General features: G+C 59.0%; 26 protein-coding genes. 20 read left to right on the forward strand and 6 right to left on the reverse strand.

Going from position 1 to position 25,468, the window contains the following annotated elements; genetic code table 11:
• Positions 1 to 62 precede the first annotated feature (62 nt).
• Genes neuC through JNM28_11195 form a run of 5 tightly spaced genes read right to left on the reverse strand, consistent with a single transcriptional unit; the run spans position 63 to position 4,681 of the window.
• Positions 63 to 1,229, reverse strand: coding sequence for a UDP-N-acetylglucosamine 2-epimerase (hydrolyzing) (gene neuC / locus JNM28_11175; GenBank protein MBL8069001.1), 1,167 nt, complete (start codon positions 1,227 to 1,229; stop codon positions 63 to 65).
• Positions 1,226 to 2,242 (reverse strand): N-acetylneuraminate synthase, encoded by a 1,017-nt coding sequence (gene neuB, locus JNM28_11180; GenBank protein ID MBL8069002.1) that lies wholly within the window; start codon positions 2,240 to 2,242, stop codon positions 1,226 to 1,228. Before neuB ends, neuC begins: the two co-directional genes overlap by 4 nt.
• A complete protein-coding gene (locus tag JNM28_11185) occupies positions 2,239 to 3,015 on the reverse strand; it encodes an SDR family oxidoreductase (protein ID MBL8069003.1) in 777 nt (258 codons plus the stop codon). The genes neuB and JNM28_11185 overlap by 4 nt, the downstream gene beginning before the upstream one ends.
• On the reverse strand, positions 3,012 to 3,737 hold the full coding sequence (locus JNM28_11190) for an acylneuraminate cytidylyltransferase family protein (protein MBL8069004.1): 726 nt from the start codon (positions 3,735 to 3,737) through the stop codon (positions 3,012 to 3,014). Before JNM28_11190 ends, JNM28_11185 begins: the two co-directional genes overlap by 4 nt.
• Complete coding sequence (locus JNM28_11195; GenBank protein ID MBL8069005.1) at positions 3,734 to 4,681, reverse strand: Gfo/Idh/MocA family oxidoreductase; 948 nt, start codon at positions 4,679 to 4,681, stop codon at positions 3,734 to 3,736. The genes JNM28_11190 and JNM28_11195 overlap by 4 nt, the downstream gene beginning before the upstream one ends.
• Before the next feature lie 71 nt (positions 4,682 to 4,752).
• Between JNM28_11195 and JNM28_11200 the strand changes: the two genes are divergently transcribed.
• From JNM28_11200 to JNM28_11255, 12 genes are all read left to right on the forward strand, one after another.
• A complete protein-coding gene (locus tag JNM28_11200) occupies positions 4,753 to 6,099 on the forward strand; it encodes an SLBB domain-containing protein (GenBank protein MBL8069006.1) in 1,347 nt (448 codons plus the stop codon).
• The gene (locus JNM28_11205) at positions 6,096 to 7,931 is read left to right on the forward strand and encodes a polysaccharide biosynthesis protein (protein MBL8069007.1); all 1,836 of its coding nucleotides are present in this window, start codon (positions 6,096 to 6,098) and stop codon (positions 7,929 to 7,931) included. The genes JNM28_11200 and JNM28_11205 overlap by 4 nt, the downstream gene beginning before the upstream one ends.
• Positions 7,932 to 8,001: 70 nt before the next feature.
• Complete coding sequence (locus tag JNM28_11210) at positions 8,002 to 10,179, forward strand: ATP-binding cassette domain-containing protein (GenBank protein ID MBL8069008.1); 2,178 nt, start codon at positions 8,002 to 8,004, stop codon at positions 10,177 to 10,179.
• 1 nt (position 10,180) lies between these two features.
• Positions 10,181 to 11,110 carry a GNAT family N-acetyltransferase gene (locus JNM28_11215; protein ID MBL8069009.1) on the forward strand — a complete coding sequence of 310 codons (930 nt, stop codon included), beginning with the start codon at positions 10,181 to 10,183 and terminating at the stop codon, positions 11,108 to 11,110.
• Between the two features lie 32 nt (positions 11,111 to 11,142).
• Positions 11,143 to 11,565 (forward strand): DUF1854 domain-containing protein, encoded by a 423-nt coding sequence (locus JNM28_11220; GenBank protein MBL8069010.1) that lies wholly within the window; start codon positions 11,143 to 11,145, stop codon positions 11,563 to 11,565.
• The gene (locus tag JNM28_11225) at positions 11,562 to 12,743 is read left to right on the forward strand and encodes a DUF1343 domain-containing protein (protein ID MBL8069011.1); all 1,182 of its coding nucleotides are present in this window, start codon (positions 11,562 to 11,564) and stop codon (positions 12,741 to 12,743) included. The genes JNM28_11220 and JNM28_11225 overlap by 4 nt, the downstream gene beginning before the upstream one ends.
• Positions 12,744 to 12,787: 44 nt before the next feature.
• Complete coding sequence (locus tag JNM28_11230) at positions 12,788 to 13,117, forward strand: cyclic-di-AMP receptor (GenBank protein MBL8069012.1); 330 nt, start codon at positions 12,788 to 12,790, stop codon at positions 13,115 to 13,117.
• Positions 13,117 to 14,010, forward strand: a complete 894-nt coding sequence (locus JNM28_11235; protein ID MBL8069013.1) for a hypothetical protein — start codon at positions 13,117 to 13,119, stop codon at positions 14,008 to 14,010. Before JNM28_11230 ends, JNM28_11235 begins: the two co-directional genes overlap by 1 nt.
• A gap of 24 nt (positions 14,011 to 14,034) precedes the next feature.
• Positions 14,035 to 14,625, forward strand: a complete 591-nt coding sequence (locus JNM28_11240) for a sigma-70 family RNA polymerase sigma factor (GenBank protein ID MBL8069014.1) — start codon at positions 14,035 to 14,037, stop codon at positions 14,623 to 14,625.
• The gene (locus JNM28_11245) at positions 14,622 to 15,074 is read left to right on the forward strand and encodes a zf-HC2 domain-containing protein (protein ID MBL8069015.1); all 453 of its coding nucleotides are present in this window, start codon (positions 14,622 to 14,624) and stop codon (positions 15,072 to 15,074) included. Before JNM28_11240 ends, JNM28_11245 begins: the two co-directional genes overlap by 4 nt.
• 6 nt (positions 15,075 to 15,080) lie before the next feature.
• The gene (locus JNM28_11250; protein MBL8069016.1) at positions 15,081 to 16,043 is read left to right on the forward strand and encodes a hypothetical protein; all 963 of its coding nucleotides are present in this window, start codon (positions 15,081 to 15,083) and stop codon (positions 16,041 to 16,043) included.
• 73 nt (positions 16,044 to 16,116) lie between these two features.
• The gene (locus JNM28_11255; protein ID MBL8069017.1) at positions 16,117 to 17,631 is read left to right on the forward strand and encodes a trypsin-like peptidase domain-containing protein; all 1,515 of its coding nucleotides are present in this window, start codon (positions 16,117 to 16,119) and stop codon (positions 17,629 to 17,631) included.
• A 25-nt stretch (positions 17,632 to 17,656) separates the two neighbouring features.
• Here JNM28_11255 and JNM28_11260 read toward each other — a convergent pair whose 3' ends face one another.
• A complete protein-coding gene (locus tag JNM28_11260) occupies positions 17,657 to 18,097 on the reverse strand; it encodes a transcriptional repressor (protein ID MBL8069018.1) in 441 nt (146 codons plus the stop codon).
• Between the two features lie 198 nt (positions 18,098 to 18,295).
• Between JNM28_11260 and JNM28_11265 the strand changes: the two genes are divergently transcribed.
• From JNM28_11265 to JNM28_11300, 8 genes are all read left to right on the forward strand, one after another.
• A complete protein-coding gene (locus JNM28_11265; protein ID MBL8069019.1) occupies positions 18,296 to 18,490 on the forward strand; it encodes a hypothetical protein in 195 nt (64 codons plus the stop codon).
• Between the two features lie 101 nt (positions 18,491 to 18,591).
• The gene (locus JNM28_11270) at positions 18,592 to 20,025 is read left to right on the forward strand and encodes a DUF1800 domain-containing protein (protein MBL8069020.1); all 1,434 of its coding nucleotides are present in this window, start codon (positions 18,592 to 18,594) and stop codon (positions 20,023 to 20,025) included.
• A gap of 30 nt (positions 20,026 to 20,055) precedes the next feature.
• Positions 20,056 to 21,525: a DUF1800 domain-containing protein gene (locus tag JNM28_11275; GenBank protein ID MBL8069021.1), complete on the forward strand. Its 1,470-nt coding sequence runs from the start codon at positions 20,056 to 20,058 to the stop codon at positions 21,523 to 21,525.
• A 42-nt stretch (positions 21,526 to 21,567) separates the two neighbouring features.
• The gene (locus tag JNM28_11280; protein MBL8069022.1) at positions 21,568 to 22,752 is read left to right on the forward strand and encodes a tyrosine--tRNA ligase; all 1,185 of its coding nucleotides are present in this window, start codon (positions 21,568 to 21,570) and stop codon (positions 22,750 to 22,752) included.
• Positions 22,753 to 22,832: 80 nt separating this feature from the next.
• Positions 22,833 to 23,096, forward strand: coding sequence for a DUF1232 domain-containing protein (locus JNM28_11285; protein MBL8069023.1), 264 nt, complete (start codon positions 22,833 to 22,835; stop codon positions 23,094 to 23,096).
• 281 nt (positions 23,097 to 23,377) lie between these two features.
• The gene (locus JNM28_11290) at positions 23,378 to 23,644 is read left to right on the forward strand and encodes a hypothetical protein (GenBank protein MBL8069024.1); all 267 of its coding nucleotides are present in this window, start codon (positions 23,378 to 23,380) and stop codon (positions 23,642 to 23,644) included.
• Positions 23,645 to 23,667: 23 nt separating this feature from the next.
• On the forward strand, positions 23,668 to 24,231 hold the full coding sequence (locus JNM28_11295; protein MBL8069025.1) for a type II secretion system protein: 564 nt from the start codon (positions 23,668 to 23,670) through the stop codon (positions 24,229 to 24,231).
• Positions 24,232 to 24,551: 320 nt separating this feature from the next.
• Entirely contained in the window at positions 24,552 to 25,193 is a 642-nt protein-coding gene (locus tag JNM28_11300; protein ID MBL8069026.1) for a hypothetical protein, read from the forward strand.
• Positions 25,194 to 25,468: the final 275 nt, after the last annotated feature.

The raw sequence follows: 25,468 nt of genomic DNA on the forward strand, positions 1-25,468 counted from the left end.
ACCGCCGGCACTATCGCCAAATCCAGCAACCGGAAACCTCGCCGGTGTCAGTTGGACGCAATTTACCCTCTTAATATTGCTTGATCCTGGAACGTCTTTCGAATAAACCCCGGCGTAAGCACTAGGCCCTCTAGGACTTCGACTATGCGGCGGGCGGCATTCCCATCGCCATAAATGTTTGGGACTTTCTTGCAATGGGCCAAGAATCCTTCGGAAAGGGCTTCAGTTATCGCTTCGAGAATGCTTGCTTCGCCCGCACCACAATCCAAAACGTTGCCTGACCTTGCCCGCCCGGCTTGCCGATCGCCGACGTTGACGACCGGCAGGCCAAAGCTGGCCGCCTCGATGATTCCGCTGCTGCTGTTTCCGGCAACCAGACACGCGTTGGCCATCGCTGTCAAATAAAGTCTCGCGCCAAGATTTTCCACCGCGACGAGCTCGCCAGGCTTTGCCCGGAAATCGGCAATGGCCCGGCGGACCTCAAGCCCCCCGGTATCGGCATTGGGCATGGTGAGCAATGTGGGCATTCCGGATTTTGAAACCGCCCGCAAGAACGCCGTTGCCTGAAAATAGGCTTCCCCTGGCTCGGTCGTCACCGGGTGGAACGTCGCCAAAATGTAGGGTCGGCTAAGGGGCGAAGGGAGCGCGGCCAGCAATTCCGAGAACGGGGGGACAGGGCTCTTTTTGATCCGGTCGATTCCTGGGGCTCCGGTCACAAACACCCTTTCCGCGGCCTCGCCCATCTGCCTGATCCGCTGGGCATGGAGCTCGGTGCTGGCAAAGTGGATGTGGCTGAGCTTGGTCAATGAATGCCGCAGGACGTTGTCGATCGCTCCTTCCGACTCTTCGCCCCCGTGGATGTGGGCGACTGGCAGTAAGTGGGGGACGGCGGCAAGCCCGGCCGCATGCATCTCGTACCGATCCCCCAAAAGCAACAGGATATCGGGGCGGAGTTGCGAATAGGCCGCGCTAAATCCGTTTATCCCGAGCGCGGTGGCGCGGTTGACCGCTTCTGGCCCATCGTCCTCTTGCGTCATCTCCACCGTTGCCGCAAGGGGATAGCCGTCGGCCTGGATTTGATCCACCGTTTTGCCAAACCGGGTGCTCAGGTGGGAAGCGGCAGCAATGATCTGGAGTTCAAGGCCGGAGCGGGAGAGGATCTCGTCGAAAATCGGGGTGTAGAGACCGTAGTCGCTGCGCGCCACGGTGACGACGGCAATCTTCCTCAATCTTCCAGATCCTCCAGGGCCAGCAAGCTGAGCCGGGGAACTGCCCTGACCACCTTTTTGCCTAGGAGCATCGGCAGATTGGACGGTGGGATTCCCGTCCCCGGCCGGCGCAAGGCTAAATCACCGGGGGCTAGCCGGTGTCCTGCGGGCAGATCCCGAGCCGCGACAACTGACCTCCGGGCCACCGACGCGGTTAGGATTTCGGCTTCAGTCGGTGCCTTGATTCCGTTACCGAACGCCGATTCCACATCGCGGATCTGCTCCACCATCCGTGCGAGCTCGGCGGTGTCTAGCGAGGCTTGGTGGTCTGGCCCCGGCAAGGATTTGTCGAGCGTGAAATGCTTTTCGATGCAAGAAGCCCCCATCGCCACCGCCGCGATGGGGATGTGCGTGCCCAACGTGTGGTCGCTCAAGCCCACCGGCACCTGGAACCGCTCCCGCATGGTCTGCATGGCGCGCAGGTTCACGGTTTTGGGGTCTGCGGGGTAGTCGCTGACGCAGTGCAGCAGTTGAAAATCGGTGTTCCCCGTGGAGCGGATGACCGCGACCGCCTCTTCGACCTCCCGCAAGGTCGCCATGCCCGTGCTTTGGATCACGGGTTTTCCCTTGGCTGCAACATGCCGGACGAGGGGGTGGTTGGTGAGCTCGCCGCTTGGTATTTTGAACACGCCCATCCCCAGCCGCTCCAACATGTCGGCCGACCCTTCGTCAAATGGCGTGGACATGAAGAGGATCCCCCGTTCACGGCAACGGTGGGCAATAGTTTCGAAAGCCGGCCAATCCAGTTCCAAATCCTTGAGCATTTGGAACTGAGATTGCTGCTCGCCGGTCGCCCGTTTTTGGTATTCGGCTTTGGGGGCGTCTTCGGTGACCAAGTCTTCGGCGCGGAAGGTCTGGAACTTGACGGCATCGGCGCCGGAATCCGCTGCCGCATCCACCAGATCCAAGGCCATGGGCAGCGAACCGTTGTGGTTCACACCCGCTTCGGCAATGATGAAGCAACGCTTGTTCACCACGCGGTGAACCCCCCGTCGACCGCAAGGTCTTGTCCAGACACATAAAGGCTCAGGTCGGTGGCAAAGTAGGCGACCGCCCCGGCGAGGTCGGCTTCTGTCGCCATGCGCCGCATCGGGGTTTTGGAATTGTATTTCGCCACAAAGTCAGGGTGTTGCCCCCTTGCCACCCCGCCCGGGCTAATGAGGTTTGTGCGGATCTCCGGAGTGTAGGTGGTGGTCAGGTAGCGGCAAAGCTGGATCAACCCACCTTTGGCCACCCCGTAACCGACCGGGTTGCCCATGCCAGTGCCTTCATACAGGCCGAAATCAGGCCCGACCTGGCCATAAATGCTGGAAAAAAGGATGATCGAGCCGCGTCCGTTGGCCGCCATGGATGGTCGGAGGCCCTGGGCAAGTTCAAAGGCGCTGGCGACCCCCACGTTCAAGGCCTTGGGCCAAATCTCGGCCGATTGATTTTGGATTTCTTCAGCCCAGCCCGGAATCCGGGTGGTGCCAACCAAGCTGGCCGTGTGGACCAAAATTTCGATTTGTTCGCTTTGCAACCGATCCGCCAAATTGCGCACAGCATCGAGGTCGGCAAGGTCAACCGGCGCGGGCATGGCCCCCAGTTGTGCCGCAACGCCTTCCAGGTTGCCGCCGGGCAAATCCGCGAGGATGACGTTTGCCCCCAGCCCGCCCAGGGTTTCGGCGCACATCCGGCCGATATGGCCAGCCCCCCCAGTGACCAATGCCGTGCGCCCGTCGAGCCTGATGGAGTCGAGGATGTTCATCGGGGTGGTTGCCAAATCAGCCCTTTGCCGAGCGCTTCCTCGGCGTGGGCGAAGTCTTCGGGCGTGTCGACGTGCACCGCCCGGGATTCAGAGATGATGTGGAGCAAAGACTTTCCGTCCCGCCAATTCTCCGCCGATCGCACAAACGCCGCCCGCCACAGGTACAGGCTGGCATTGATGCGATACACGCTGGGCAGGTCTTGCCTCCGGGTGTATGTCCGGCCTTCTGGCACCAAATCTCGCATATAGCCCCCGGATTCCACAACACAATGCCAAATGGGGTTGAACTCGGGCTCGCTGACCCCGACAACGGCATCCGCTCCAGGATCGGCCTCCAACGACCGGATCGCGGTCTCGACATCCTCTGGGGTGCGGCCCGGGCTGGTTGGGTCCAACAGCAAGACGCTTTGGAAATCCACTCCGTAATGGGAACAGGCGCAATCCAAGGCGTGGCGGACAACGGGCCACATCGCGCTGGTGTCGGACGCAAGTTCGGCCGGACGCATGAATGGGAGTTCGGCCCCCATTTCCCGCGCCACATCGGCGATTTCCATGCTGTCAGTGCTGCAAACCACCTTTGCTACGCTAGGCGAATTCAATGCGCATTTGATGGCATAGCCAATCAGAGGCAAGTCGCCGAGCGGACGGATGTTCTTGCCGGGGAGTCCCTTGCTCCCGCCCCGGGCGGGCACAACGGCGAGGACAGGGTGGACAGAGCTCATAGGGTGACCGGCTGCCCGGTCTGGCTGCTCAAGCGTACCGCCTGGCACACGTCCAACGCCTTCTGACCTTCGCAGGCGGTGGCCAAGGGGCCGGGGTTGCCCCCCTGGATGGCGCGGACAAAAGCCTCGGCCTGGCGGATGTACATGCCGTCGAGCTCTTCGTTAAAGCGTTGGTTTTGGTCTGGCCGACCCTCGACCGCGAGCTCTTGGCGGATGAGGTCGGCGGTGACCGTTTCGCCCGCGTATATGGCGGTCGCCCGCCTCGCCCCGATTTTTGAGCTCAAACTAAAGTTGAACCTGGCCTTCACACCTTGGGATTCTGTGCGGAAAACCGCGCGGTCTTCATCAGCGACCTCGATTTTGCCGGTGGAGGCGACCCGCCCGTGCACGGTTTCGGGCCAGCCGAATATCCAGCCGGCATAGTCGATCTCGTGGATCAATTCACGGAGGGCACCCCCTTGCCCAGGTTGGGCACTATACAGGGTGCGGTAATCCCGACCTGGCCGCCAATCCGGCAAGAAGCTGTGGCATTTGATAAAGACTTCCTGGGGCCGGTCGGGCCCGGCGTCGATCAAGTCCTTGAACGCCGACAACGTCTTATGAAACCGTAACACGCATGCGGTGAAAGCCCGGCCCTGCGTTTGGCGCACCAGCTCGGCGAGGCCGGGGGAAGGATCTCCGGCCAGCGGCTTTTCTACCAGGCAAAAGCGGTCGGCAAATTGGGCCCAATCCGCCAAATGCCGGGCGGTGTCCGTGGCAATGACCACACCGGAGGCGTCGCTAGGAACAGCATCGGCCGCTTCCACTCCATCCCCCCGGAGTTCGCGAACGCGCTCGGGCCGGGCCGGCACGGCAACGGCTTCTACCCCGTCAAGCCCGGAAAAACAATGGTAATGCCGCAACCCGATGCTGCCCGTGCCGAGGATCGCGACTTTGACCGCCATGGCGGATAAGTTACCCAGGTGCCGGCAACTCTGCGACTCGGTGGAAAGGGGCCTTTGGTATCCTCGCAAATATGGCGGCCCTTTCGGCGTTCCTCCTGGCGTGCCTGGCGTCCCAAGTGCCCGCGCCGGCAACGATCCATGTGGGCGACAAGCTCAGCGTCGTCGTTGCTGAGGATGAGAAATTGAACGGGGAGTACACGGTCCTCGACGACGGGGCAATCACCGGCGTCGGATTTGGCCGGGTCGTGGTGGCGGGAAAAACAGTCGAACAAGCCCGGCTGCTCATCCGCGATGCCTTCAAAAAGGTACTCAAATCGCCGACCGTCTCGTTGGTCGTTAAGGAACAAAAGAAGCGCTTTGTCTTCGTCACCAGCCTCACAGGCGCCGCCCCGGGGCCTTTGGAGTTCCAAGACGGATTGGATGTACGCCGGGTGATGACGGGGATCGTCGTCCCCGAGCAAGCGGATCAATATGAAGTCCGGCTGTTCCGGAAGGGCCAGCTTGCCGGCAAAGATTTCCTCGACCGCATCCTGACTGGGGTCGGCGAATTTGGTTCCACCGGCCTGAAACCCGACGACGTGGTCACCCTTGCCGAAGTCGCCAAATACCGGGTGTACGTCAGCGGCAAAGTCAAGGCCCCGGGCGAGTTCCGGGTCCGGGAGGGTACCGATGCCCTGCAAGCCGTCGCATTAGCCGGGGGAACCGACGAAGCCGCCGTTGGGGAAGTCTCAACCTCGGTTCAGGTGAGGCGGGGGGCAACGCTCTTTGAAGTTGCGCCAAATGAACGGTTCCCCCTCGAAGCCGGAGACACGGTCATCGTCGCGGTGCCGGAACAAATCAAAGTCAGCGTCGGCGGCGACGTCCAGACGCCAGGGCTGTGGACGGTGCGCAAAGGAACCGAACTTCTCGCCGCGATCCAACGGTCCGGCGGGCTGGACCCCGATGGCTCTCTCCGCGATGTGCTGGTCATCCGCAAGGGCGAGGCTTACTTGGTCGACCTCTCGCCCGCCCAAGATGGCAAACTCGTTAACCCGTTCCCCGTGGAAGACGGCGACACGGTTTATGTCCAACGGAATGAAGACCGGTTGACCATCCTCGGGTTTGTGAAGGAACCAAAAACCGTCACCATGAAAGAGGGCCGAGAATACCGGTTGGCCGAAGCGGTCAGCGAAGGCGGCGGGCCTGATGCCCGGGGAAGCTACCACCGCGTCTACTTGGGCCGCAAAGACCAAAATGGAAAGATCCAAGTTGAGGAATACCGACTGGATGCCTTTTTGAAGGACGGGGACATCACCCAGAACCCGGTTCTGCAAGCCGGCGACGTGGTGATGGTCGGTGAACCAAAAGGGTTCAAATTGGCGGATGTCACGACCGTCCTCTCCAACGCCCTGCTCATCAACACCCTCTTCAAAAAATGAGCCCGGCGCCACAGACATGGGCCGGACGCCCGGCCGTGCAGCGGTTTGCGCTGGACTTGGGGTGGGTGCTGGCCGGGGCTTGGCTCTCTTCGGTGCTCACGGGCCAAAACCCGGTGTTTTGGCGGATGCACCTTGCCCAGGGGGCCTTGGCCGCAGTTTGTGGCGGGCTGTTCCTTCGGTTCTTGGAATTCCACCGGATGCGACGGTTCCCATCGGCGGCCGGCGAGTGGCGGCTGGTCACACGATTGGGCCTCGGCATTTTCGGGGCCTCCACCCTGATCGCCGTGGCCTTGCGGAATAACACCCCGGCCGCTTACGGACTGCTGACGGCGGCTCTGGCCCTTTGCGGTTTGCTGGGCGAGCGGTTTGTCCGCTACCGGCCCGAGCCGACTACGGTGCCCACCGCACCTGGGGGCGGGCAACGGGTTTTGGTCATCGGCGCGGGCGCCGCCGCCGAGATGCTGATCCAAGACCTGCGGCGAAGCCATCCCCATGCCGAGATCGCCGGCTTGCTGGACGACGATCCCCAGAAAATCGGCAGCACCGTGCTTGGGATCCCGGTCCTCGGCCGGGTCGAACAGCTTGGCGAACTTGTCCAAGCCCACCAACCCACAGAAGTCATCATCGCCATTCCCAGCCTCGACCGGGATGGACAAAGCCGAATCTTGGGGCTGTGCAAAGGGCTGAATGCGAAAATCAGGATGATGCCGGCCATCAGCCGGCAACTCGCCGAAGCTGGGTATGGGTTGCCCCAGCTCCGCAACGTCGCGCCCGAGGAGCTCCTGCGCCGGGATGCCATCGAAACCGATATGTCTGGGGCTACCGGCTACATCGAAGGCAAAACGGTGCTCATCACCGGCGGGGGCGGTTCGATCGGCAGCGAACTTGCCCGCCAGGTTTCCAGCCTTCGGCCCGCAAAACTGATCCTGCTGGGCAAAGGGGAAAACTCGATTTTCGAAGTCGAGCAAGAGTTCCGCGACACGGGAGTTGCCGATGTCGTGCCCATCATTGCCGGGGTGAGGGATGCCCAAGCCATCGGCCGGATCATGGCTGAACACAAACCCGATGTCGTGTTCCATGCGGCCGCCCACAAGCATGTCCCGCTCATGGAGCGCGTGCCCATCGAGGCCGTGCGGAACAATGTTCTGGGCACGCTCACGGTTGCCCAGGCCGCCATGGCCCACGGCGTCAAAAAATTTATCTTGATCTCAACTGATAAAGCGGTCAACCCCACCAACGTGATGGGGGCGACCAAACGAGTGGCCGAAATGGTTGTGATGGCTCTTTCGGGGAGGTCGGAGACGCAATTTGCCGCCGTCCGGTTCGGCAACGTGCTGGGGAGCCGGGGGAGTTTGATTCCGATTTTGAAAAGGCAAATCGCCAAAGGCGGGCCGATCACGATCACCGACGAGCGCATGACCCGGTTTTTCATGACGATTCCCGAAGCGGCACAACTTGTCGTCCAGGCCGGATCGCACGGGGGTGCCGGGGAAATTTTCATCCTCGATATGGGTGAGCCCGTCAAGATCGTGGATGTCGCCCGCGGTTTGATCCGACTTTACGGGTTGGAGGAGGGGAAAGATATCGACTTGGTCTTCATCGGGGCGAGGCCGGGAGAAAAGATCCACGAGGAACTGAGTTGGGAAAGCGAGGATCTCGAACGGCTGGACGGCGGCAAGATCTTGCGGCTCAAGTCCCCCGGCATGACGGATTGGGAGAGGTTGGAACCGCAAATTGCCGACCTGTTGGATCTATGCGAAGCGGGCGACCAAGAAGCCGTCCGAAAAGCCCTCATGGCCCTTGTGGCCGGAGACGGAACCATACGTTGCTGACCGGCCCTTAATCCCCGAACTTTCCAAAACCGCCCCGAAACCCTTTCCCCGGTGGGTAGGGTGGAGTTTCATGCTTTCGGCTGACCAGGATAATTCGGTCCGCGAGCCGAAAGGAGTGCTCGCGGAGCTAACCGCCGACCTCACCGAGGACGGGCGGTACGGGGAGCGTATTGTCCGGGTGACCAAACAGGCGGTCACCGTTTCCGACCCCAATGGGGCTGTTTTGGCCACCTACCCGGTTTCTGATCTGGAAAGTGCCAAAAACGATTCGCTCGTCAGCGGAGGGCGGCTGATCCTGAGAACAAAAAACCACGAGGACGTGGTCGCCGCCTCCTATTCGTTGACCCACGCCAACCAATTCGGCGAACTCGCGCGGGGTATCGAACAGCTTGCCAAAGGAAGTGAGTTGGAAATCAACCTCTTGGTTGAAAAAATCCGTTGCCCCAAGTGTGGCAAGCTCCTCCCCGAAAAGGATGGGGTGTGCCCCAGCTGCATCAACCGAGGAAAGACCCTCCTGCGTCTCGGGGCATTCCTCAAACCGTACAAAGCCAAAGGGGTTTTACTCGCCCTTTTTGCTACTTGCTCCACGCTGTTGGCCTTGGTCCCGCCCAAGATCCAGGGCACAATCCTGGACAATTTCAATGCCGGGACACGGGACACCGGGTTCCTTTTGAAAATGGTCGGTTTGTGGGCGCTGGTTTTGGTCGCCCTCGCCGGGCTACAGGTCCTCAGCGGACGGCTCAACACGTGGCTGGGCGCGCACTTGGCCAGCGATTTGCGGACCAAAACCTACCGCTCCATCGAATTCCTCACGCTCAACTATTTCGATAAGAAGCCGGTCGGCGCCATCGCCAGCCGCGTCACGCAAGATACCGACCGGGTGTGGTTCTTCCTCGTCGATGGCTTGCCGTTCTTGGTCATCAACGGATTCATGCTGTGTGCGGTTGCGGCCGTGATTTTTGCCATCAAACCGATGTTGGCGCTCATGATCCTGGCGCCGATCCCCCTTGTCGGGTTCATCAGCGTCAAGGTTTGGAAGCCGATCTCCAACCTCTTCTTCCGGGCCAGCCAAAAAATGGCCCGTGTCCACATGCACCTCAACGAGAGCCTGATGGGGATCAGGGTCGTCAAGGCGTTCGCCAAAGAAGACGACGAGTTCCAGAGATTTAAAACCAGGAGCGAAGAACTCCGGAACGCCAATGTCCGGGCCGACCAAACCTGGCACACCGCCTTTGGGGTTATGACGCTCGCCGTGAGCCTGGGGACTGTCATCCATTGGCTGGTGGGCGGCACCATGCTGTTCAAAGGGGAGCTCACCTTTGGCCAGTTCTATATGATCCACGCTTACCTGGGCATGGTCTATGGCCCGCTGCAATGGTTTGCCAGCGTGAACAACTGGTTTAGCCGCGCCATGGCCGGGGCTGAGCGCATCTTCGAGATCATGGACATGAAGCAAGAGCCAGCCTTTGAAGGGGGCAAAGAGTTGGCCATCAGCGGGGCCGTCGAATTCAAAGATGTCCGGTTCGGGTACGACAAATCCAACCCCGTCATTAACGGGGTCAGTTTTAACGTCAAAGCCGGCGAAATGATTGGGCTTGTCGGCCATTCCGGGGCCGGGAAGTCGACGACGATCAATTTGGTCAGCCGGTTCTATGAACCGGATCAAGGTCAAATCCTCATCGACGGCGTGGATTACCGTGAACTCGACCTCCGCCACTACCGCAACCAAATCGGGATCGTCCTGCAAGAGCCGTTCTTGTTTGCGGGCACGATTGCGGACAACATCAAATACGGCAATGCCGATGCCTCCATGGAAGAAGTGATGGAGGCGGCCAAAGCCGCCAATGCCCACGATTTCATCCTGGGCAAAAGCGACGGTTACGACACCGTTGTGGGAGAAAGAGGGTCGCGGCTGAGCGGCGGAGAAAAGCAACGGATCTCCATCGCCCGGGCCATCCTGCACAACCCGCGGATATTGATCCTGGACGAGGCGACCTCCAGCGTGGATGTCGAAACCGAACGAAAAATTCAAGAAGCCATCCTGAACCTTATCAAAGGGCGCACAACCTTTGCCATCGCCCACCGGCTCAGCACCCTGCGCAATGCCGACCGCCTCTTCGTCCTCGACCGGGGGCAAGTCGTTGAGGAAGGGACGCACGAAGAACTCATGGATAAAAAAGGCAAGTTCTACGACCTTGTCCAAACCCAGAGTGCCGTTAACGAGATCATCGGAATCGGGACGGTCTGAAGTGGTTGCCATCCGTCCAACCGAACCGGACCGCGACGCCCGGCGGATTGCCGAAATCCACAACCAGTACGACCCGGAGCCGATCGTCGCCGAATCCTACGCGGACAAGATCAAATCAACCCCGCCCCAGTGGTCGGTTCTCCGGCTCACGGCCGAGGACGGCGGGGAGACCGTGGGTTTTGCCTATGCCCGCAACAACCCGAGCATGAAACCAGGGCTCCATTTGCTCACAATCGGCGTGGATGGCCGCCGGCAAGGCCAAGGGATCGGCACGCGGCTCCTTGCGGCGGTCAGGGCGGAACTTAGCCGTGTGGAGGGCGCGCGCCTTGTGGCCATGGCCAGGGAAGAACACCCGTTTGCCACGACATTTTTCGCTCAATCGGGTTTCAATCTGGCCATGACGCTGAGGGAAGGGATTTTGGACGTTTCCAGCGCTTTCTTGAAGTCCAGCCAACTCCCAGATGGCTTCCGGTTGGTTCGGTGGAGCGAAATCGACGACACCCCGGAAAACCGCAGCCGGTTCGTGACCATGTTGCAGACAATGGATAACGATGAGCCGGGAACCCAGTTCTTTGGCGGATTCGACGCGGCCACAATCGAACGCGACGCCTTTGACCCCGATCTCAGCGACGGCCAGTACTGCTACCTGGTCGAGCACCAGGGGCAGTGGGTGGCCCACCACCAGTTCAAAAGAGTTGAGCCTGACAATTGGAATGAGGCCGCAGTCACATTCACAGGGACTCTGCCAGAATTCCGGCGGCGGGGGCTGGCCACCGCCCTCAAAAACCTGGCGGTCAAAGAAATGAAGGAACTGGGAGTGCAAAAAGCGATCACCCACAACGATTCGACAAACACCCGCATGCTCTCGATCAACGCGGCCCAAGGATTTGTCGAAAAGCAAGGCTGGGCCATGATGGAGGGCACCGTTTGAACCTTTTTTACCAACCCGAAGGTCGGTTGAGGATGACCACCGAAGACCGGAGTTACCTTGAAGTCAAGCTCGCCTGGGCTTCTCCGCTCAGCTATCCAAACCGCTACCTAGCCTTTTTGGATGGCCGCGGCCACGAGATCTTCATGGTCACCGAGCCGGCACAAGAACTCCCCCCCGATGTGTGGGAATTAGCCCAAACTGAACTCCGGCGGCGCTACCTGAACGGGGTCATCCAAAAAATCGTCTCCCTCAAGACCGAATTCGGCTCCACCTATTGGCGCGTGCTCACCGACCGTGGCGAAAAGGAGTTCTTGACCCAAAGCCTGCAAGAAAACGCCCAGTGGCTGACGCCGACCTACCTAATGCTCGTTGATGTGGACGGCAACCGGTATGAAATCACCGACACCAATGCGCTGGATCAACGGAGCCAAGACCTGCTTTCGGTGACGGTATGAGCGGCGTTGCCACCGGTCTCGACCTCTGCATCTACGATGGGTTTTCCCGGTTCCACGGCAAATCCATCGGCGTCGTGTGCCACCAGGCCAGCATCGCCGGCGACCTGCGCCACCTCCTCGACCATTTGGTTCCGCAACACCAAGCGGGCAAGCTCAAAATCGCCGCCTGTTTTGGCCCCCAACACGGCATTTGGGGACACACCCAAGACAACATGGTCGAATGGGAGGGGTACACCGACCCGAGGACAGGTTTGCCTTTCTTTTCGCTTTATGGCGAACACCGCAAGCCGACCGCCGCGATGCTGGAAGGGGTGGAAGAATTGGTCTTCGACGTCCAAGATGTCGGTTCGCGGTACTACACGTTCATTTGGACATTGGCCCATTGCATGGAAGCGTGTGCCGCACTCGGAATCCCGGTCACTGTGCTCGACCGGCCCAATCCGATTGGTGGAACCCTCCGCGAAGGCCCGGGGTTTGACCCCGAATACAAAAGTTTCGTCGGGCTCTATCCGTTGCCCGTCCGGCACGGCATGACGGTCGGCGAAGTCGCCCTCTCCCTCCGCGACCGGTTCATCCCGGATTGCCAAATCTCGGTGGTGGCAATGCAAGGGTGGGAGCGGGAGATGGCCTTTGGCGATACCGGCTTAGCTTGGGGGATGCCCAGCCCCAACATGCCGAGCCAAGAAACCGCCCTCGTCTATCCCGGGCAATGCCTGGTGGAGGGGACCAAACTCAGCGAGGGGCGGGGGACGACCCGTCCGTTTGAGTACTTTGGCGCGCCATTCATCGATGCGTGGGAGTATTGCGAAGCTGTGAACCGGCTAGGTTTGCCCGGCGTTGTGTTCCGGCCCGTCCACTTTCAGCCGACCTTCCAAAAATTCCAGGGGCAGATTTGCGGCGGCGCGTTCATCCACGTGACGGAAAAGGGGTCGTTCCGGCCCGTCCTCACCACCATGGCGGCACTCGGCGAGATCCGGAGATTGTATGGTGACCAGTTCGAATGGCTCGAACCGCCATATGAATATGAGCCGGTTAAGTTGCCAATCGACATTTTGGCAGGCGGGCCAGATTTCCGCGAAATGGTCGACCGGGGCGAGCCGGTTCCTGCCATGCGGGAATGGATCGACAGCTCCAGCAGGGATCTTTGCGCCAAAACGGCATCCCCCCGGCTTTACTGACGGGGTTTCTTGGGTGGATGGGTGAACCGCACTATACTGAGGCGATGAAACTGGTGGTTTGCGTCGTGCACAACCGGGATCGCAACCGGGTCACCGACGAGATGGTCAAACTTGGATTCAAGTTCACGGTCATCGGGTCGAGCGGGGGGTTCTTGCGCGAGGGGAACACGACCATGCTGATCGGGGTCGAACCGGATCGCCTGCCAGAGCTGATGCGCGTCGTCCAAGACAACTGCGAGCAGCGGGAGCAGATGGTCAATGTCGCGCCGTTCGATTCTGGTGCCCCGGGCGGATTTTTGCCCACACCCGTAAAGGTGCCGGTTGGCGGGGCGGTGATGTTCGTTTTGGATGTGGAGCAATTCCAACGGTTTTGATGGGCACGTTGATCGACCGAATTGTGGGTGGGGGATGCGACCCCCAGGCCGTCCTGCTTTATGGCCCCGACCGCCAAGGGTTGGAATCCTCGGCTTACCGCCTTGCCACCCATTGGTCGGGGATATCGGCCGACCGCATTGGCCGATGTGTCGATTTTCAAAGGATCTCCCCGGATGGCAAGGGGATGCAGATCCGGCTGCGGGCCATTGAGGAAACTAAGCGCACCGAACCGGATAAGGAACCTCCGAAGTGGATCCCCGCCAAAGTGTTCTTCCGCACCAGCCCTTTGACAGCAAAGTGCAAAGTCATCTGGTTTGAGCAGGCAGACCGGCTGAATGGCGATGCGGCCAACGCCTTCCTCAAAACTTTGGAAGAGCTCCCCAACCATGCGCGGGTTGTGCTCACGACTACCGAAATCTCGAAGATCATCCCGACCGTCCGGTCGCGGTGCCTGTGCGTGCCTTGCGGTGCAGACAGCTGGCCAGACGGGCCGCCGGAGGGCGCCATGGAATCCGCTTGGGCCCGGAATGCCGGGGAGTTGGCCGCCATCCGCGAAACCGCCGAACTCCACACCCGCTACTGGGAAAACTTGACTCTGCTGCCTACGGCGCCAGTCGGGGCGGCGATCTGGTTCAGCGAACAAGCGCAGGCCATCGCCGCCGAACATGCGGCCACCACAGGTGGCGGGTTGCGGGAATCCCAAGTCCACTTTTTGGATCTTGCCGCCCGTTGGTGGCTATCGCACTATCCCGAAAGGCCCGAAATCCCCATCCGGTGCGCCGCCGTTGCAAGGGAGATTTTGGGCTACGCCAGCGGTCAGATCGGATACGATACACTTTTTGCGGCGATGTTGATTCAACTAAGGGAACCGGAACAAGGATTGCGGAAGTAGGCCATGGGTAAAGGAGTTGTTGGAGTGATCGTGTCGTGGGCCAAATCCACTGGGAAAGGTGCAGAAGAGCGCCGGCCCCTCTTTGAAAAGCTGATGGCGAACAGTTACCACCAGGCATTCCAGATGGCGTACCGGTTCACGTCGAACCGGTCCGAAGCCGAAGACCTTTTGCAGGAATCGTACATTCGGGCTTACAGGTATTTTTACCGGTATGACGAATCCATGCCCTTCACAGCATGGCTCTACCGGATCATGACCAACCTCCACATCGACACTGTAAGGCGACAGAGCCGGTTGAAAACCGTCAGCATCGACCAACCGGCGAATGAAGGTGGCGGTACTTGGGATCTCCTCGATTCTGAAGCGGCCCGCGGGGACGCAAAGGTTGATGAAACCCTCGGGGAATCGCTGCAGCGCGCCCTGCAAGCCATGACACCAGAATTCAGGACTGCCGTCGTCCTTGCCGATATCGAAGGCATGAGTTACGAAGAAATAGCAGAAGTCATGGAGACTTCGGTTGGAACCGTCCGCTCGCGCATCCATCGCGGAAGGAAACAAATTAAGGAACACCTGCAGCATTTGGCGGCTCAGGGGTTCCGGGAGGCACAGCTTTGAACAGTTGCTACCGTTGCAAATCGCTGCTTTCGGCCTATTTGGACCGGGAGCTGGGCGGGGAAGAAATGATCGCCCTGCGGGATCATATGGCCCAGTGCCCCGAGTGCGCCCTTGAGTTCGAAGAACTTCGGGCCGTCAAGGCGGCGCTCATCCGTGTGCCCCAGGTGGAACCCTCGGAGGACCTGCTTTCCCGCATCCAATCTGAAGTCTTTACCGATTCGGCACCGGTTCCCGTTTCAAAAACCCGCGTCGCCGCCGGGCTGGGAATGGCGGCCGCCATCGCCTTTCTGATGTTCGCGGTCTTGGGTTGGGTCGAAGCCCAGCGGCAGTCCCAAGCCATCCAACAGGGCCAAATCCCCGTTGCCGGCGCCAGCCCAGTTGTTGCCGGCGTCGATCAAGGAGAAGGGCCGGCGATCCGCCCGGCAATCTTGGTCAACGCCTCCGAATAACGCACCGTGAACCCAATTTTCCTTTTCACTTGGTTGGGGCTGGCCGTTGCTCCGGCCCAGCCTCGGGCCGAACCCGCCTCCGACCCGCTCCGGTTGTTGCTCCCGGTCGTGCATGACGATTTTCTGTTCAACGGCGAAATCACGATGCGCATGGACAGTTGGTCCGACGAGCCGGCGACCGTGCAAATCGAGACGGTGAAAGGGAAGGGGGCCAAAGTCACCTGGATCCACCCCAGCACCATGCAAGGGGTGGCCTACTTTGATGATGGCAGGCAGATCCGTCAATACTTTCCCGACAAAAACCTGCTGAGGCTGCGAAAATCCTTCCAGAGTTTTTGGCCAGATGCCGAATCGCTCCTCAAGTTGACCGCCAAAAACTACAGCGTTAAGGATGCGGGCCGCACCACGAGGATTGGACGCGAGGCGAACATCGTCGTCGCGACGGCCAAACACCAAGAATTGGGAATCCGCCGGTTCCTCATCGATAGCCGGCTCCCTGTCGTCTTAGAAGACAGGCACACGGCCGGGGGCGACACGATTTTCCGGTTGCAGGCAATCCAATTGCGTGAGATGCCGGCCGGAGACGTCGACCTCTCCTTGGGTGCGCCAGCCAATGCCGCCATTGCCGAAGGATGGGGGCCAAAGGACATCACGGACATGAAGTTTGCGGCCGGGGTTCTGAAATTCACCCCCCGTATCCCCGAGAAAATCCCGTTTGGCTTCGCGGTGTTTGCCAAGCAATTGGTGGGACGCGAAGAGCAGCCGTTCCTTGTCGTTCGCATCACCGATGGGCTCGCCACGGCCCACATCTATGAATGGCGCTATGGCTATGGGGCCAACAAGAGCATGGCGGAAATCCCCGCGACCCTGGTGGATTCCCGGTCCGATATCGCTTATTCGATCGTTGGCGACCTACCGCCCAAAGCCTCGGAAATTGTATTGCAGTCCTTTGTTTCAGCCTTGGATTAGGCCCTTGGAACGCCAATTGCCTAGACAAGGTTAGAAACGGTTACGCGATTCCAAGCATTCCAGAGAAAGACCCATGACAAAACAACCGTTCCTCGTCATCGCCCTCGCAGCCCTGGTGGCCGCCGGTGCCCTCGTCTTTGGCATTGCCCAATCCCCGGCCAACTCGGCAAAGGCCCCGTGGTCGATCTTGGGCGGCAAGGTCAAGTTTTCAACCCCGGTCAGCAACGGGGCCCAGCCAACCGGAGTGACCAAGAACGGCATGGCCCTGCTCGCCGAACTTGATGACACCCTCGCGGGCATTTCGGAAGAAGCGGCCCGTAGTGTGGTCAGCATTTCCAACGGGCAAGGCTCGGGATCGGGGTTCATCTACCGGTCTGATGGTTGGATCGTCACCAACGACCATGTCGTGGGCAATGCCGACGAAGTCCAAGTCTTGCTGCCCGACGGCCGGACCATGAAAGGCAAGGTCACCCACAGCAACGACGCCCAACTCGACCTGGCTGTCGTCAAAATTCCAGCCACCGACCTGGTGGCCCTGCCGATGGCGGATAGCGATACTGTGCGCGTCGGCGAATTCTCCATTGCCGTCGGCTCGCCGTTCGGCCTCGACGACACTGTCACCATTGGCCATGTCAGCGCATTGGGACGGGGGAGCATGGTCAACGACCCCAATGCCCAAGTGTCGCGCGGTTATTCCGGCCTCATCCAAACCGATGCCTCCATCAACCCAGGCAACAGCGGCGGCCCGCTCCTCAACATCCACGGCGAAGTCATCGGCGTGAACAGCACGATTGTCTCGACCACCATGGCCAGCGCGGGCATCGGCTTCTCCATTCCCAGCAACGTCGTCCGGGCCGTTGCCGACGAACTGATTACCAACGGGAAATTCGACCGCGGCGTCCTCGGAGCCTTCATCCGCGATCTCAAACCATTTGAAAAGAAAGACCTCAAACTAGGTGGCGGTGCCATGATCGATGATGTCGTCGGGACTTCGGCCGCCGGAAAAGCCGGGATCAAGAAGGGTGATGTGGTGGTGGCATTCAACGGCACCGAAATCCGGAGCGAACTGGGATTGCGGATCGACCTATACAAAGCCGCACCGGGCGACACGGTCACGGTGGCCTACATCCGGGATGGCTCCCGCCGCGAAACCCAACTCAAACTCGATGAGCCGGAAAAGCAGACGGTTGCCCAAAACTTCCCGCAGGGTGCGAACCCGTTCCCCTTTGGCAATGGCGGCGGAGAGAACAACGGAGATGGCTTTGCCACCCCGCAACTCCCCCAAGGCCCCGTCAGGCTGGGTATCGGCATCCGGGAGCTTGACGAGACGTCGAGAAGCCAATTCAGCCTTCCCAAAGATGCCACGGGGCTCGTCATCACCAGCGTGGATCCCGGTGGGTTCGCCGATGGGATTGGGGCCAAACCGGGTGACCTGTTGATTGAACTGAACGGAGAACCCATCTCCAAACTGTCCGACGTCCGGTCGGTGTTGGATCAAGTGACCTGGGGCGACAGGGTCACCATCGTCCTAAACCGCTACGAAAACGGCGTGATGACCCGCATCATGCAAACCCGGCGGATCCGCTGACGAGTCAAGGGGCTTGGGCGAGTGCTCAAGCCCCTTGGCATTTGCCGCAAACGCCGCCGACTTCGACCCGGATCTTTTTCGGCCTAAATCCCTGCGAATCGGCCTGTTGCCGCAAATCTTTGGTGGCACACTCGGGGATCGGGAGTTCCGAAACGTCGCCGCATTGCTCGCAAACCAAGTGTTCCGTCTGGAGGTCGTCTTTGCAGTCGGAGGTGCAGACCAAGTACCCCTGCTGGCTGGGAATGTAATGGATGATCCCGAGCTCTTGGAAGGCAGAAAGGGTTCGGTAAATGCTGACGATGTTGACTTTTTGGCCAGCCGCCGTCATTTCGGCATGCAGGTCATAGGCGCCGACTGGCCGCCCCATCGCGGTCAAAGCATCCAGGATCCGGAGCCGGGGCTGGGTCAGTCGCAGGCCGGAATCTTGGATCCGGCGGCGGAATTCGGCAACATCGATAGATTCCATGGGGTTATTCAGCATCATTTTGTCCCTTTTTCGTGCTTTCTACGCGTTCTAACCAGAAAATTCGGCTTGGGGCTTGCACGTTGGGTTCAGTCTAGTTCAAACTACCCTCACTTCAGGTTGAGGTTGGGGTGAATCGAACGAAAGTCCGATACCGTCCAGAGGGAGGCAACCCAATTTCGATTTGGTTGGAAGGCAGACATGCAATTCTACGATCTGAAAACCCGTTCCCACGTTGACGTTCCGGAAGGCGACATCCGCAAGACTAAGATGATCCGCAAGACGAAGAACGGTGAGCAAGTGCGCTACGCGCTCAAAGCGACTTACAATGGCAACACGCTGTTCAAATTCGTCAATGAAGCCACGTTCAATTCAATGAGCGTGCCTGAAGTCTAAGGGCAAAGACTCATCGGGAAAGTTACCGGCCACCCTGTCAGGGTGGCCGGTTTTCGTCTTGGTTCATTGAACCTCTCCTCGAGTTAGGCGTCCTGCCAGGCATGGCAATCACAGGCGACAAGGAAAGGACCGCCCACCTGCTCCGCCGGTTCGGGTTGGGGGCAAGCGAGGCCGAAACCGATTTTTACAGTCAGGGGGGCTGGCGCAAAGCGGTCGACCGGTTGCTGGATTACCCTTCCATCCCAGAACCGATCGAATTCGGCGATGAGTTCCTGAAGGATCAGGATGGACGGATGATCCCCAACCCGCGCCTGGCCCAAACCTCCTGCTACGCCTGGCTGCTCACCACCACCCGGCCCCTCCAAGCCAAAATGACCCTTTTTTGGCACGACCATTTCGCAACGAGCTCCGAAAAGGTCTCCAATGGGCCAGCCATGTACCGCTACTGGCAAACATTGCAACAGGGCGCAACCGGCAAGTTCGGCGACCTGTTGGAAAACGTCAGCAAGTCGCCGGCCATGCTCTATTGGCTCGACAACATCGAAAACATCAAAGGCAAACCCAACGAAAACTTTGCCCGCGAAGTGATGGAGCTGTTCACCCTCGGAGTGGACAACTACTCTGAAAAGGACATCCAAGAAGCCGCCAGGGCCTTCACCGGCTGGAGTTATGGGGTGAGCGTGAACGGCATCACTCGGCCCAACCGCAAAGAAGTCCCCAACCAACTCAGCCAGTACTACCTGGATTTCACCAACCACGACAACGGCACCAAGTCGGTCTTCGGAAAATCTGGGGTTTGGAATGGAGACGACGTAATCGGCATCCTCAGCCAACTCCCCCGGACTTCCACATATATTGCGGAAAAGATTTGGAGTTGGTTCGTCTACCCGAACCCAGACAAGGCGGTGGTGGCCAAACATGCCTCGGCATTCTTGGCCAGCGGGATGGACATCAAATCGCTGCTCCGCTCCATCATGCTGGACGAGGAGACTTTCAGCGACCGGGCCGAACGCAAAATCATCAAGAACCCGATCGACTTCTGCATCCCCACGATGCGCCAGCTCGGACTTGGCGCCCAAATGGCTAATCAGGTGAAAGGCGTGGATACCGCCGACTTCCAGCGCACCCGGTTTGCGCTCCAGATTGCCCGGATCCCGGCGACTTCCACGGCCGCGATGGGGATGGAGATCCTCACCCCACCCGATGTCAGCGGGTGGCCGAGTGGCACCCAATGGATCAGCACAAGCACGATGGTGGAACGCATGAAGTGGAGCGACGCCCTGTTCGCCAGTAACAGGAACGTGACCCAGGCGACAGTTGCGGCCGTCGCCCCGAACGGCGCTACCGCCACCCAGGTCGTAGACAACCTGCTCAGTGTTTTCGATGCTAGTCTCCCGGCGGCAAAGAGAGAGGAGATGGTTCAGGCGGCAAAGCTGGCTTTGGGGGGAGGCGTGGCCAATTTTGCCACCGGGGCCCAGGCGGCGGCCAAAGCGTCGCGTCTGCTTTTCAGCACACCAGAGTTTCAATTCATGTAAACCCAGGGCTGAATTCGGCGTCATTCCGCTATGGCGGGGTGGATCGTCCGCCTAGAACCACGGAGCCGGAGCACCATGCAGTCACCACAAGAAATTGATAAAGTTAAACACCTGCTGAGGAGATTTGGACTCGGGGCCAGTGAAGCGGAAGTGGATTTCTACGGCAGTGGCGGATATGAAGCTGCCGTGGATCGGCTCCTGGAATCAATCAACCACCAAGAATCGGTCGAACTGGGAGTTGAGTATCTGCAAAACAAGGATGGCCAAGTGGTGGCCAACCCCCGCCAGGCCCAAGCGGTGTGGTATGCCGAGCAACTGGTCACCAACCGGCCGCTAAATTACAAAATGGCCCTGTTCTGGCACGACCATTTTGCGACGAGTGCGCAAAAGGTCAGCAACGGCCCAACCATGCTCAACCAGATGCACCTATTCCGGGACAAGGGGCTCGGCTATTTCCGTGATCTCTTGATCGAGGTCAGCCAAGACCCGGCGATGCTCTACTGGCTGGACAACCAAAACAACGTCGTCGGCAAACCCAACGAGAATTTCGCCCGGGAGGTAATGGAGCTCTTCACGTTAGGCGAAGGGAACTACACGGAAAAGGACATCCAAGAAGCCGCCCGGGCGTTCACCGGCATGACCTATGGGTTTCAACGGGGTCAACGCGTCGTTTTGAACCGGAATCAGGTCCCTCCACCGCAAAGCATTTACATCCTGGATCAAAAAAGTCACGACACCGGGTTCAAAACTGTGCTCGGCAACAAAGGGGAATGGAATGGCGACGACGTCGTCGGCATATTGGCTGCCGCCCCCCGCACGGCCGCGTACCTTACAGAAAAACTGTGGAAATGGTTTGTTTCTCCGACTCCCGAAAAATCAACGGTTGACAAGTTCGCCGCAACGTTCCGCAAGGCGAACCTGCACATCCCGACCCTCCTCAAAGCCATCATGCTCTCCGACGAATTCCTTGCGGAGGGTGCCCGGCGCAGCATCATCAAAAATCCGTTCGACTTCTGCATTCCCATGGCCCGGCAGTTGGGCATCGGCGCCGGAATCGCCAACGCCGTCAAATCTGCCGGCGACGACGAGGTCAAACGCCGGGCCGTCCTGGGGGTACCCGTCCTCATCAAACAATCGACATCGGTGATGGGAATGGAACTCATGTATCCGCCAGATGTCAGCGGTTGGCCCTCGGGCACCGATTGGATATCCACTTCGACGATGGTCGAACGGATCAGCTGGGGACAGGAACTGTTCATCCGCAACAGCCGGGCCACCCAGCTCCGCGCTGACCAGATTTTTGGCACCGGCGACCCATCCGCCGTGACTGATCGCGTTTTGAGCGTGTTCGATTGCCGGTTGCCGACCGACAAAAAGGCAGGACTGGTTGCCGCCGCCCGCAAAGAATCTGGGGGAACCGTCACCGCCCGGAACGCGAACCTGGTCTGTGGGGCCATCGCAAAACTCATGTGCTCCACGCCCGAATTCCAGTTCATGTGAGCCCGGCCCAGGTTCAAGCCCGGCGGTAAAATCGACCCCGGCATGACCATCGACGGGCAGATTGAACTCCTACGCCGGGGGACTACCGAAATTATCGGCGAGGAAGACCTGCGGCGGAAGCTCGCCAGCGGGAAGCCCCTCCGGGTCAAGTTAGGAGTGGATCCCACGGCCGCCCACGTCACGTTGGGTTGGGCCGTCGTCTTGCGGAAGCTCCGCGACTTTCAAAAGTTGGGCCACACGGCCTGTCTCATCATCGGCGATTTCACCGCCCTCATCGGAGACCCCAGCGGAAAGAGCAAAACCCGGAAGCAACTCACGCGCGACGAAGTGCAAGCCAACGTGGAAGCGGTCTCCAGCCAAATCTACAAAATTCTGGATCCCGAAAAAACGGTGATCTATTACAACAAAGATTGGCTCGGCAAGATGGGGTTCGAAGATGTCATCCGGCTGTGTTCACGCTACACCGTCGCGAGGATCATGGAGAGGGACGATTTCACCAAAAGGTGGGAAAATCACCAGCCGATTGCCATGCACGAGATTTTGTACCCGCTGTGCCAGGGCATGGACTCGGTCGAAATCGAATCGGATGTCGAGCTGGGGGGCAACGACCAGAAATTCAACAATCTGGTTGGGAGAACGCTGATGGAACAATATGGGCAAGAACCCCAAGCCGTCATCCTTTGCCCACTGCTCGTCGGCACAGATGGCAAAGAAAAAATGTCGCAAAGCTTGGGCAATTACGTCAGCGTCATCGATACGCCCAACGACATGTTCGGCAAAACCATGTCGATCCCCGACAACCTCATCGAAAATTGGTTTGAACTCTGCACCGATGTCCCCATGGATGAAGTCCGGGCGATGCTTGAACCGGGGAAGAACCCGCGAGACGCGAAAATCAGGCTCGGCAAAGAGATCGTGGCTCTCTACCATTCGGTGGAAGATGCAGAGTCGGCAGAGCGGTTCTTCGTCGAAACCTTCAGCCAGAAGAAGCAGGTGACCGATGCCCCCGATTTGGCGGTCTCCGGCGAAATTATGGCTGTGGAGCTCGTCATGCTGGCTGGCGGGGCAGATTCGCGAGGGGCGGCCAAGAAATTGATCCAGGCGGGGGCCGTCTCACTGGACGGAGACAAGATTGCTGACCTGGGTGCCGCCTGGCCGGCAAGCGATTTAGACGGCCGAATCCTCCGGGTCGGCAAAAAGCTCTTCTTCAAGCTATCGGCCCAGTGATCCGCCGTGGGGTCCCATTGCCTTTCAACCCCAAAGCAGCGAATGGCGTCTAACAAGCAATGGCCCATACCCCTGCACCGGTGAAGAGCCCTATCCCTTGGATGGCGATCGTCAATGTCCTGGTCGCAATCCTTTACGGCGCCTCGCCCATCGACTTGATCCCTGATGTCATCCCCGTCTTAGGATGGTTGGATGATGCCATAGCAATCCCCATCTTTCTGGTGATGGCCGTGGTGGCATTCGTCAAGTTCCGCAAACGATTCCGCCAGCCCGGCCCGGGCGTTCAGTCGGCCATCGTGGAAACCAACGCCCGGGAACCGCAAATCCCGCAATCCTTTTCATAAGGTCCACTTAGGTTCAAACTAGGGCTAAAGACTCCCCCCCCAAGTGCTGCAAAAGAGGGGGGGGAGGGGCCTTGTGAAGGCAAGATCATTGTTACAATGACTTTGTGAAGCCGATATTCATTTACAGCTCAGGCTTGTTGCTATCTTTGGGTTCAATCGGCCTCGCGCTCTTGCGGGTGCATGAAGACTCTTTGCCATGATCCTCGTTTCTTGTTGGCGCACGATTGTCAGATAAGACTCAGGCTCTCTTAAATCGAAAGGGAATTGAGTCTTCCAGTGAGTTGAACATTGTTTTCCCGCCCAGTTGCCAGTCGTGTTCCTATGCTCGCTTCCCCAAGGCACGCAAGCTTGATGGAAAATTCTTAGTTGTAAATCCTGAAAATGGCCTTGAAAGTAACTGGTGCAAACTCAATGCCTGTCTTTCATATTCCGATTTTCACCTCGAGCCGAATCTGCCCGTTAACGGCTCAACGATTCTTGGGATCCGGGATCAGAAAGTGACTCAAGTTTTTGAGGATTCAGAAGAAATCAACGGAGTCCTGAAATGATGATTCACGGTCGAAACCGCGGAGTGACACTCGTCGAAATCCTTGTTGTGATCGGCGTCATCCTGATTCTCATGGCAATCACCGTGCCGATCATGTCTTCCGCCAAGCGCACGGCCAAAGTGACGGCAACCATGGTGCGGCTTCGCAACCAGTGGGTTGCCCTCAGCCTCTACCGGTCAGATTATGAAGGCGACGGACGGTATGGGACTTCTCCCGAAATGGGTCTACCAGAGTTTCAAACCCGCTCAATGGCCGTGATCGATCAGACTTGGCCACCCCCATGCGGTGTGCACCCGGATTTGTGGGTCAGTTTCTGGGTGAGGTGTTTCTGCGGCCAAGACGGGATGAGCGAAGAGGAACTGAAGGCGGTTTTGCCAAAGTGCCGTGAAAGGATTGCCGAGGAATCGAATATCTATCGCGAAAATTGGATACTGCTCATCGAAGACAACTGTTCTGACCCTGAAGTCAAATTGAAGAACGACTATCCACGCAAGCGTGCGGTTGGCGTCTTCCTAAGTGGCCAAGTCAAACTGAGGGTCGGAATTGGAGACCACTTGAAACCGGGTTGGTGGGCAAACCCGGAGTGACCTCAAGATCAGAGCCTAGTGGAAATTTGAAGAACATTGATCTAAAAGGGAGATCGTGATGAAGAAACTGACAGCAATAAAATTGATGATGGCCACAACGATTGGGCTTGGCGACTTTTGGTGCGTCGAGTGCACCGATGACCGAACAGCCTGCGCGCATGTGCAGCCAGCGCCAATGAATTGGCAATATTGCCGTTCTAAAGATCTGAGCACAGGTTGCGCTTATTACGAATATCAGTATGAATGGTGCTTGTTGGCAAACCCTCCCGTGCAGGATAAGGTTGTGCGGAATACAGTAAATCTCGCGAAGTCTTGTTCAATTGGCTCAGACTGCTACTAATCCGCAAAAGACTTGGTGGAAATGGGTTTATGGTTCTGCCTGCCTCATCATCATCGTTGCAGGTCTCTATATCTGGTCACGCCCGTCTCTGGACTGGGTCGCCAAAAGGGGGGTTGCTTGCGTCATCAGAGGCGATGGCGATTGCGTCTACGAACTCACACCTCAGGTTGAAAGAGAGGCCTACGGGATGCCTAAAGAAGCCTATTCCAGGGTGCTTAAAGAAGTCGTGCTCCCCCACATCCGGTCTGTCGGTCGGGAAACCGAAGTATTGATCGGCGACAACGGGGTTGCCTTGGCTTCCCATGAGATCATCACGCCCGAGGGGAGGCAGTGGTCAATCGGGGCCGGCGCCTCAGAAACAGATGAGGGCATCAAGTCGCCGTCTCTTTTGACCTTGGCGGTGATGTCTGCCTGCATGAGCGAAAACCAAGGAGGAGTTGCTGGGGTGGCAAAGGCAAGAAGCCAAATCGTGTTCATCCAGAAAAATCGGGCCAAATTGGAAGAGATCGGGATGAAAGGGTTCTACCGGAGTCCAGATGAGGGATTGTGGACTTGGGACAAGTGGGTGGTGCATTGCGAAGAGGCCATCGCCCGCGACGCGGCAAACCGGAACGGAAAGTGATTTGGCAGATTGCATGTTGGCATCCTATGCAGGGACGCCCATACCACGATTCCATTCGCTTTGTTCAAACTGTCTATGTCGCAATTTCATGCTCAAACTAGGCCTAAAGACCGGGGCCGCGCCCGCGCCGGGCGGGGGGGGGGCGGGGCCGGGGGGGCGGGGGGGCGGGGGGGGGGGGGGGGGGGGGGGGGGGGGGGGGGGGGGGGGGGGTAGGGTGGCACGCCCTACGGGGTGCGGTGAAATGGGACCGGGTTTCCGGGGATCTACGCTGCGCT

The sequence above is a fragment of the Armatimonadota bacterium genome (genome assembly GCA_016789105.1).
GTDB lineage: Bacteria > Armatimonadota > Fimbriimonadia > Fimbriimonadales > Fimbriimonadaceae > UphvI-Ar2.

What these genes read in the sequence shown, in the direction of transcription:
- JNM28_11185 (MBL8069003.1), bottom strand. Translation starts at nt 3,015, where the DNA reads ATGAACATCCTCGACTCCATCAGGCTCGACGGGCGCACGGCATTGGTC.
- JNM28_11190 (MBL8069004.1), bottom strand. Translation starts at nt 3,737, where the DNA reads ATGAGCTCTGTCCACCCTGTCCTCGCCGTTGTGCCCGCCCGGGGCGGG.
- JNM28_11195 (MBL8069005.1), bottom strand. Translation starts at nt 4,681, where the DNA reads ATGGCGGTCAAAGTCGCGATCCTCGGCACGGGCAGCATCGGGTTGCGG.
- JNM28_11200 (MBL8069006.1), top strand. Translation starts at nt 4,753, where the DNA reads ATGGCGGCCCTTTCGGCGTTCCTCCTGGCGTGCCTGGCGTCCCAAGTG.
- JNM28_11205 (MBL8069007.1), top strand. Translation starts at nt 6,096, where the DNA reads ATGAGCCCGGCGCCACAGACATGGGCCGGACGCCCGGCCGTGCAGCGG.
- JNM28_11210 (MBL8069008.1), top strand. Translation starts at nt 8,002, where the DNA reads ATGCTTTCGGCTGACCAGGATAATTCGGTCCGCGAGCCGAAAGGAGTG.
- JNM28_11220 (MBL8069010.1), top strand. Translation starts at nt 11,143, where the DNA reads ATGACCACCGAAGACCGGAGTTACCTTGAAGTCAAGCTCGCCTGGGCT.
- JNM28_11225 (MBL8069011.1), top strand. Translation starts at nt 11,562, where the DNA reads ATGAGCGGCGTTGCCACCGGTCTCGACCTCTGCATCTACGATGGGTTT.
- JNM28_11230 (MBL8069012.1), top strand. Translation starts at nt 12,788, where the DNA reads ATGAAACTGGTGGTTTGCGTCGTGCACAACCGGGATCGCAACCGGGTC.
- JNM28_11235 (MBL8069013.1), top strand. Translation starts at nt 13,117, where the DNA reads ATGGGCACGTTGATCGACCGAATTGTGGGTGGGGGATGCGACCCCCAG.
- JNM28_11255 (MBL8069017.1), top strand. Translation starts at nt 16,117, where the DNA reads ATGACAAAACAACCGTTCCTCGTCATCGCCCTCGCAGCCCTGGTGGCC.
- JNM28_11260 (MBL8069018.1), bottom strand. Translation starts at nt 18,097, where the DNA reads ATGGAATCTATCGATGTTGCCGAATTCCGCCGCCGGATCCAAGATTCC.
- JNM28_11265 (MBL8069019.1), top strand. Translation starts at nt 18,296, where the DNA reads ATGCAATTCTACGATCTGAAAACCCGTTCCCACGTTGACGTTCCGGAA.
- JNM28_11270 (MBL8069020.1), top strand. Translation starts at nt 18,592, where the DNA reads ATGGCAATCACAGGCGACAAGGAAAGGACCGCCCACCTGCTCCGCCGG.
- JNM28_11275 (MBL8069021.1), top strand. Translation starts at nt 20,056, where the DNA reads ATGGCGGGGTGGATCGTCCGCCTAGAACCACGGAGCCGGAGCACCATG.
- JNM28_11280 (MBL8069022.1), top strand. Translation starts at nt 21,568, where the DNA reads ATGACCATCGACGGGCAGATTGAACTCCTACGCCGGGGGACTACCGAA.